Source organism: Streptomyces sp. NPDC054840, from assembly GCF_053611065.1.
This window is the reverse complement of the sequence record NZ_JBSGZP010000329.1, coordinates 1-7,894: the sequence shown is the minus strand read 5'-3', so window position 1 is coordinate 7,894 and position 7,894 is coordinate 1. Positions and strand designations below refer to the sequence as shown.

7 protein-coding genes are annotated in these 7,894 nt (G+C 72.8%); 5 read left to right on the top strand and 2 right to left on the bottom strand.

Annotated elements, in window-relative coordinates:
• Nucleotides 1-199, bottom strand: a 199-nt coding sequence (locus tag ACWGIU_RS22405; protein ID WP_453708399.1) for an acyl-CoA carboxylase epsilon subunit, incomplete at its 3' end; no start/stop codon positions are given.
• Nucleotides 200-217: 18 nt separating this feature from the next.
• The gene (locus ACWGIU_RS22400; protein WP_389123092.1) at nt 218-1,813 is read right to left on the bottom strand and encodes an acyl-CoA carboxylase subunit beta; all 1,596 of its coding nucleotides are present in this window, start codon (nt 1,811-1,813) and stop codon (nt 218-220) included.
• Between the two features lie 131 nt (nt 1,814-1,944).
• Between ACWGIU_RS22400 and ACWGIU_RS22395 the strand changes: the two genes are divergently transcribed.
• From ACWGIU_RS22395 to hutH, 5 genes are all read left to right on the top strand, one after another.
• Nucleotides 1,945-2,811, top strand: a complete 867-nt coding sequence (locus ACWGIU_RS22395) for a biotin--[acetyl-CoA-carboxylase] ligase (RefSeq protein ID WP_453708397.1) — start codon at nt 1,945-1,947, stop codon at nt 2,809-2,811.
• A 195-nt stretch (nt 2,812-3,006) separates the two neighbouring features.
• Nucleotides 3,007-4,170, top strand: coding sequence for an adenylate/guanylate cyclase domain-containing protein (locus ACWGIU_RS22390; protein WP_453708395.1), 1,164 nt, complete (start codon nt 3,007-3,009; stop codon nt 4,168-4,170).
• A gap of 24 nt (nt 4,171-4,194) precedes the next feature.
• Nucleotides 4,195-4,998 (top strand): enoyl-CoA hydratase/isomerase family protein, encoded by an 804-nt coding sequence (locus tag ACWGIU_RS22385; protein ID WP_453708393.1) that lies wholly within the window; start codon nt 4,195-4,197, stop codon nt 4,996-4,998.
• Between the two features lie 105 nt (nt 4,999-5,103).
• On the top strand, nt 5,104-6,219 hold the full coding sequence (locus ACWGIU_RS22380; RefSeq protein WP_453708391.1) for a diguanylate cyclase domain-containing protein: 1,116 nt from the start codon (nt 5,104-5,106) through the stop codon (nt 6,217-6,219).
• Nucleotides 6,220-6,325: 106 nt separating this feature from the next.
• Nucleotides 6,326-7,867, top strand: coding sequence for a histidine ammonia-lyase (gene hutH / locus ACWGIU_RS22375; RefSeq protein WP_453708401.1), 1,542 nt, complete (start codon nt 6,326-6,328; stop codon nt 7,865-7,867).
• Nucleotides 7,868-7,894 lie beyond the last annotated feature (27 nt).

The following is a 7,894-nucleotide window of genomic DNA, read 5'->3' as shown; positions in this document are numbered from 1 at the left end:
AGTACGTACGGCCCCAGGCCCGTGGCCCCGGATGCGGAACCCGCCGCCGGGCCACGCGGGCCGGCGCCGACCACTCGTCCGCGACCCGGGGGGCGCCCGACGGTGCCATGGCCAGCACCGCCGCGCGCGCTTGGACCACCGCCAGTGCGGCGGCCAGCTCCTCCGGGGTCGGGTTTCCCTTGACGACCTTGATCACCACAGAGTCCTCCTGGAGGGGCTAGAGCGGAATGTTGCCGTGCTTCTTGGGGGGCAGGGACTCCCGCTTGGTACGCAGCTGCCGCAGTCCCTTCACCACGTGCGCCCGCGTCTCGGACGGCATGGTCACCGCGTCGATGTACCCGCGCTCGGCCGCCGTGTACGGGTTGAGCAGCGCGTCCTCGTACTCGGCGATGAGCCGGGCCCTGGTCTCCTCGGCGTTGCCCGCCTCCTCCGCCTCCGCGATCGCGCGGCGGTGCAGGATGTTCACCGCGCCCTGCGCGCCCATGACGGCGATCTGCGCGGTCGGCCAGGCCAGGTTCAGGTCCGCGCCGAGGTGCTTGGAGCCCATGACGTCGTACGCGCCGCCGAAGGCCTTGCGGGTGATGACGGTGATCAGCGGAACGGTGGCCTCGGCGTACGCGTAGATCAGCTTCGCGCCGCGCCGGATGATTCCGTTGTACTCCTGGTCGGTGCCCGGAAGGAAGCCCGGGACGTCCACGAAGGTCAGCACCGGGATGTTGAAGGCGTCGCAGGTCCGCACGAACCGCGCCGCCTTCTCGGAGGCGTCGATGTCCAGACAGCCGGCGAACTGCATCGGCTGGTTGGCCACGACACCCACCGGGTGGCCCTCGACCCGGCCGAAGCCGGTCAGGATGTTCGGCGCGAAGAGCGACTGCGTCTCCAGGAACTCCGCGTCGTCGAGCACGTGCTCGATCACGGTGTGCATGTCGTACGGCTGGTTGGCGCTGTCCGGGATCAGCACGTCGAGCTCGCGGTCGGCGTCGGAGACCTCGGTGTCCGCCTCCTCCGGGAAGGCGGGCGGCTCGGAGAGGTTGTTCGACGGCAGGTACGCGAGCAGCGACTTCACGTACTCGATGGCGTCCTTCTCGTCGCCCGCCATGTGGTGCGCGACGCCGGACGTGCTGTTGTGCGTGCGCGCCCCGCCCAGCTCCTCGAAGCCGACGTCCTCGCCGGTGACCGTCTTGATGACGTCCGGGCCGGTGATGAACATGTGCGAGGTCTGGTCGACCATGACCGTGAAGTCGGTGATGGCCGGGGAGTACACGGCGCCGCCCGCGCAGGGCCCGACGACCAGGCTGATCTGCGGGATCACGCCGGACGCGTGGACGTTGCGGCGGAAGATCTCGCCGTACATGCCCAGCGCGCTGACGCCCTCCTGGATCCGGGCGCCGCCGGAGTCGTTGATGCCGACGAGGGGGCATCCGGTCTTCAGCGCGAAGTCCATGACCTTCATGATCTTCTGGCCGTAGGTCTCGCCGAGGGCCCCGCCGAAGACGGTGAAGTCCTGCGAGAACACGGCCACCGGGCGGCCGTCCACCGTGCCGTAGCCGGTGACGACGCCGTCGCCGTAGGGCCGGGTCTTCTCCAGCCCGAAGCTGGTCGAGCGGTGCCGGGCGAACTCGTCGAGCTCGACGAAGGATCCTTCGTCCAGCAGCAGGGCAACCCGCTCACGCGCCGTCAGCTTGCCCTTGGCGTGCTGCTTCTCCACGGCACGCGCGGACCCGGCGTGGGTGGCTTCGTCGATGCGGCGCTGCAGATCCGCGATCTTGCCCGCGGTGGTGTGCATGTCGATCGGCTCTGACGGATGTGACATCGGGGTCGCGGCTCCCTGCGTGGTGTCAACTGCCTGGTCAATTGATTGACTACTGCTGGCTACTGGTGCGTAGCGTATCGGCGGGCATGGCGCTCGGCAGTGCGGCGTTTGACACACCTACATTGGGTTGCATGACGCCATCAGATGCCTCAGCAGGAGCTTCCTCCGGTCGCTGGTCGAGCCTGGACCGCCCGCCCCTCAATGCCGCCGCCCTTCAGCGGGCGCTCGTCACCGGGGACGGGCTGTGGACCTCGCTGGAGGTCGTGGGCAGTACCGGGTCCACCAATACCGACCTTGCCACCCGGGCGGCGCGGCTGCCCGAGGGGGCCGTCCTCGTGGCCGAGGAGCAGAGCGCCGGGCGCGGGCGGCTGGAGCGGAGCTGGGTCGCGCCCGCCCGCTCCGGGCTGTTCTTCTCCGTCCTGCTCAAGCCGGGCGACGCGGTGCCGCAGGAGCGGTGGGGCTGGCTGACCCTGCTGGCCGGTGTGGCCACCGCGACCGGGCTGTCCCGGGCGGCCGGGGTGGACACCGCCCTCAAGTGGCCCAACGACCTCCTGGTCAGCGTGGACGGCGAGGAGCGCAAGACCGGCGGGATCCTCGCCGAGCGGGTCGAGGACGGCGTGGTCCTCGGGATCGGGCTCAACGTCAGCCTGACCGAGGACGAGCTGCCGGTGCCGACCGCGGGGTCGCTGGCGCTGGCCAAGGCCTCCGTGACGGACCGGGACCCGCTGCTGCGGGCCGTCCTGCGGTCCCTGGAGGAGTGGTACGGGAACTGGCGCGCGGCCGGTGGTGACCCGGCGGCCAGCGGCCTCCAGGAGACCTACGCGGCGGGCTGCGCGACCCTGGGCCGGCACGTCCGCGCGGAGCTGCCCGGCGGGCGCACCCTCACCGGAACGGCCGAAGCGGTGGACACCGATGGCCGCCTGGTGATCCGTACGGCCGAGGGGCTGCACGAGGCGGTGGGCGCGGGAGACGTCGTCCACCTGCGTTCCGTGCACTGACACGGCGCAGGGGTGCCGGGTGCGGCGCCGCCCGGGGCTCCGGCCCCGGGCCCCGCACCCGGGTCGCGGGCGGGCCGGAAGTGGGGAGGGGGAGTGAGCTACGGCACACCTGCCGTATGGTTTAGGCGATCCCGGTGCTCGTGGTGATCAACCGGTTCGCAGGGCAGTGCGCACGGAATGGACAGGAGGCGGCCCTTGACCGTCGACGACCCTACGTCCAGCGCGTCCGCCGGTGGCGGCTCCGCGTCCGGCCCGGGCACCCCGATCGGCCGTGACCAGCACACCCCGCACCACGAGGTCGATCACACGGCCCAGCCGACGGCGGATCCGCTCGCCATCCGGCTGGAACAGCTGATCCTCGGTGCCGAGCGCCGGTACACGCCGTTCCAGGCCGCCCGGAGCGCGGGCGTGTCCATGGAACTGGCCTCGCGCTTCTGGCGGGCCATGGGCTTCGCCGACATCGGGCAGGCCCGGGCGCTGACCGAGGCCGACGTGCTGGCCCTGCGCCGGCTGGCCGGCCTGGTGGAGGCCGGGCTGCTGTCCGAGCCGATGGCCGTGCAGGTGGCGCGGTCGACCGGGCAGACCACGGCCCGGCTGGCGGAGTGGCAGATCGACTCGTTCCTGGAGGGGCTGACGGAGCCGCCGGAGCCGGGGATGACCCGTACGGAGGTCACGTACCCCCTGGTGGAGCTGCTGCTGCCCGAGCTGGAGGAGTTCCTCGTCTACGTGTGGCGGCGCCAGCTGGCGGCCGCCACGGGGCGCGTCGTGCAGGTGGCCGACGACGACGAGATGGTCGACCGGCGGCTCGCGGTGGGCTTCGCCGACCTGGTGGGCTTCACCCGCCTGACGCGGCGGCTGGAGGAGGAGGAGCTCGGCGAGCTGGTCGAGTCCTTCGAGACGACCGCGGCGGACCTGGTGGCCGCCCACGGCGGCCGCCTGATCAAGACCCTCGGTGACGAGGTGCTGTACTGCGCCGACGACGCGGCGACGGCGGCGGAGATCGCCCTGCGGCTGATCGAGACGATGGAGCTCGACGCGCAGATGCCGGAGCTGCGGGTCGGTATCGCCTTCGGCACGGTGACCACCCGGATGGGCGATGTCTTCGGGACCACGGTGAACCTGGCCAGCCGGCTGACGTCGATAGCCCCCAAGGACGCGGTGCTGGTGGACGGGGCGATGGCCGAGGAACTCTCCCGGACCGGGGCGGCTCCGGTGTCGGAGAAGGAGGCCGAGACGGCGCCCGACGAGGGTGCGTCCTACCGTTTCGCGCTGCAGCCGATGTGGCAGCGGCCGGTGCGCGGGCTCGGTGTCGTGGAGCCCTGGTCGCTGACGCGGCGGAAGCCTAAGCTTCCCGGGTAACGTTCGTTAACCGGGAGGGTTCCTATGGCGTCCGAGGCCGCATTCGAGTCGGAGTTCGTGGCGGTACGCCGCCACGAGGGCGGGGTCGCGGAGCTGGTCCTGGACCGCCCCAAGGCGATGAACGCGGTGTCGACCGCGATGGCCCGCGCTCTCGGGGCGGCCTGTGCCGAGCTGGCCGCCGACCGGGCCGTACGCGTGGTCGTGCTCTCCTCGACGTCGGAGCGGGCCTTCTGTGTCGGGGCGGACCTCAAGGAGCGGAACTCCTTCTCGGACACCGAGCTGGTCCGGCAGCGGCCGACCACGCGGGGGGCGTACGGGGGCGTGCTGGCGCTGCCGATGCCCACGGTCGCGGCGGTGCACGGGTTCGCGCTGGGCGGCGGTTTCGAGCTCGCCCTGGCGTGCGATGTGATCGTCGCCGACGAGACCTCGGTGGTGGGCCTGCCCGAGGTGTCGGTGGGCGTGATCCCCGGCGGCGGAGGCACGCAGCTGCTGCCGCGCCGGGTCGGTGCGGCGCGGGCCGCGGAGCTGATCTTCACGGCGCGCCGGGTGGAGGCGGCCGAGGCGCTGTCCCTGGGTCTGGTGGACTCGGTGGTCCCGGCCGGCCAGGACACGGCGGAGGCGCTGGCGCTGGCGTCCCGGATGGCGGCGAACTCCCCGGTGGGCCTGCGGGCGGCCAAGCGGGCGCTGCGGCTGGGTCACGGGATGGACCTGGAGGCCGGCCTGGAGATCGAGGACGCGGCCTGGCGGACGGTGGCCTTCTCGGGTGACCGGGTGGAGGGTGTCGCGGCGTTCAACGAGAAGCGCAAGCCGAACTGGCCGGGGGAGTAGCGGTCCGGGCGTCGGCGCCGCCGCCGATCACCCTTGGTGATCTTGGCGGTACTGAAAGTCGCGCCAATTGTCCCCAAATCTGACGAAAGTCCCTAGCCTGGAGTGATGGGAGTTGACGGGCGGCTACGAGCCGTGGTGGGACTCGCTCAGGCGATGGCCGCGGCGTGCGCGCCGCGGGACAGTGTGCGGGCGGCCGCGCGGGGGGCGCGCGTGGCGCTGGACGGCTCGTTCGCCGCGATCTCCGCGTGGGAGCGGGAGCGGGGGCGCCTGCGGGTGCTCGTGAACGAGGGCGAGCGGCGGGCGGGCGAGGAGGAGTTCCCCGAGGACGAGTCCTACCCGGTGCACGACTTCCCCGAGATCACCGAGTTCCTGCACGAGCTCTGGGTGGGCGGCGGCGGCCCGCACGCCTGGGTGGAGAGTGCCGTCGGCGACCGGCCGGGACGGCGCGGGCACGCCCTGCGCCGCCGCGGCCGCGGGACCTGCGTGGTCGCGCCCATCGTGCTCAGCGGCCGCGCCTGGGGCGAGCTGTACGTCGCCCGGGACGAGGGGCTGCCGGACTTCGACGACGACGACGCCGAGTTCGCCACCGTGCTCGCCGCCGTGGTCGCGGCCGGTCTCGCACAGAACGAGCGGCTGGAGGAAGCCCGGCGGCTCGCCTTCACCGACCCGCTGACCGGGCTCGCGAACCGGCGGGCGGTCGACATGCGCCTCGACGAGGCCCTGGAGGAGCACCGGCGGACCGGGGTGGTCGTCAGCCTCGTCGTCTGCGACCTGAACGGCCTGAAGAAGGTGAACGACACCCTCGGGCACGCCACGGGTGACCGGCTCCTGGAGCGGTTCGGGTCGGTCCTGAGCCTGTGCGGGGCCATGCTGCCCGGATCGCTGGTGGCCCGCCTCGGCGGCGACGAGTTCTGCCTGGTCGGGGTCGGTCCGACGGCGGACGAGATCGTACGCGTCACCGAGGAGGTGTGCACCCGGGCGGCCGAACTGGAGCTGGGCGAGGGGGTGGCCTGTGGGGTGGCCTCCACCGGGGACCCGATCGGGCTGGTGAGGTCCTCCCGGCGGTTGTTCCGGCTGGCGGACGCCGCCCAGTACAAGGCGAAGGCCGCGCGCTCCCCGAAGCCCGTCGTGGCGGGCCGGGACACCGCGGTGGTCCGGCTCGCGGACGCGGCCGCCGAGGAGGCTCCCGGGGAGCGGCGCCGGTTCCGGGGCCGCCAGTGACCGGCCGGCCGCGGCGTCGGCCCGTAAGGGGTCCAGCCACGTCGCGATCGTGACGAAGCCAGTAGTGACATGAAGCGATTCAATCCGTAGGGTGCTGAATATGGATATGCACACTGTCGTGGTGGGGACGTCCGGGACCACCGCCGAGGACGTCATCGCCGTAGCCCGCGGCAACGCACGCGTCGAGCTCTCCGCGGAGGCGCTCGACGCCCTCGCCCGGGCCCGCGAGATCGTCGACGCCCTCGCCGCCAAGCCCGAGCCCGTCTACGGGGTGTCCACCGGGTTCGGTGCGCTCGCCTCCCGGCACATCAGCCCCGAGCTGCGTGCCCAGCTCCAGCGCAACATCGTCCGCTCGCACGCCGCCGGCATGGGCCCGCGCGTCGAGCGGGAGGTCGTCCGCGCGCTGATGTTCCTCCGCCTCAAGACCGTCGCCTCCGGTCACACCGGCGTCCGCCCCTCCGTCGCGCAGACCATGGCCGACGTGCTCAACGCCGGGATCACCCCCGTCGTCCACGAGTACGGCTCCCTGGGCTGCTCCGGCGACCTCGCGCCGCTGTCCCACTGCGCGCTCGCCCTCATGGGCGAGGGCGACGCCGAGGGCCCGGACGGCACCGTCCGCCCCGCCGGTGAACTGCTCGCCGAAGCCGGCATCGAGCCCGTCGTGCTCCGCGAGAAGGAGGGCCTCGCCCTCCTCAACGGCACCGACGGCATGCTCGGCATGCTGGTCATGGCGCTCGCCGACCTCGGCAAGCTGTACACCTCCGCCGACATCACCGCCGCGCTGACGCTGGAGGCGCTGCTCGGTACGGAGAAGGTGCTCCAGCCCGAGCTGCACGCCATCCGTCCGCACCCGGGACAGGGCGCCTCCGCCGCGAACATGGCCGCCGTCCTGAAGGGCTCCGGGCTCGTCCGGCACTACCAGGAGGAGACCGCCCCGCGCGTGCAGGACGCCTACTCCGTGCGCTGCGCCCCGCAGGTCGCCGGCGCGGGCCGCGACACCATGGCGCACGCCGCCCTGGTGGCCTCCCGTGAGCTGGCCGCCGCCGTCGACAACCCGGTGGTGCTGCCCGACGGGCGCGTGGAGTCCAACGGCAACTTCCACGGGGCCCCGGTCGCCTACGTGCTCGACTTCCTCGCCATCGCGGCCGCCGACCTCGGTTCCATCGCCGAGCGCCGCACCGACCGGCTGCTCGACAAGAACCGCTCGCACGGTCTGCCGCCGTTCCTCGCGGACGACGCCGGTGTCGACTCCGGTCTGATGATCGCCCAGTACACGCAGGCCGCCCTGGTCAGCGAGATGAAGCGGCTCGCGGTGCCGGCCTCGGCCGACTCGATCCCCTCCTCCGCCATGCAGGAGGACCACGTCTCGATGGGCTGGTCGGCCGCGCGCAAGCTCCGTACCGCCGTCGACAACCTGACGCGGATCATCGCCATCGAGCTCTACGCCGCCACCCGCGCCATCGAGCTGCGCCACGGGCTGACCCCGGCCCCGGCCAGCCGGGCCGCGATCGCGGGCGCCCGCGCCGCGGGTGTGCAGGGTCCTGGGCCGGATCGTTTCCTCGCCCCCGACCTGGCCGCGGCCGACGAGTTCATCCGTACGGGCGGCCTCCTCGCCGCGGTGGAGCCGGTGACGGGTCCGCTCGCCTGACCCCAGGCCGCGCACGCGGCGAAGGGC

Excerpts from the sequence above, each read along its gene's own strand:
- ACWGIU_RS22400 (WP_389123092.1), bottom strand. The coding sequence starts at position 1,813 with ATGTCACATCCGTCAGAGCCGATCGACATGCACACCACCGCGGGCAAG.
- ACWGIU_RS22395 (WP_453708397.1), top strand. The coding sequence starts at position 1,945 with ATGACGCCATCAGATGCCTCAGCAGGAGCTTCCTCCGGTCGCTGGTCG.
- hutH (WP_453708401.1), top strand. The coding sequence starts at position 6,326 with ATGCACACTGTCGTGGTGGGGACGTCCGGGACCACCGCCGAGGACGTC.
- ACWGIU_RS22385 (WP_453708393.1), top strand. The coding sequence starts at position 4,195 with ATGGCGTCCGAGGCCGCATTCGAGTCGGAGTTCGTGGCGGTACGCCGC.
- ACWGIU_RS22380 (WP_453708391.1), top strand. The coding sequence starts at position 5,104 with ATGGGAGTTGACGGGCGGCTACGAGCCGTGGTGGGACTCGCTCAGGCG.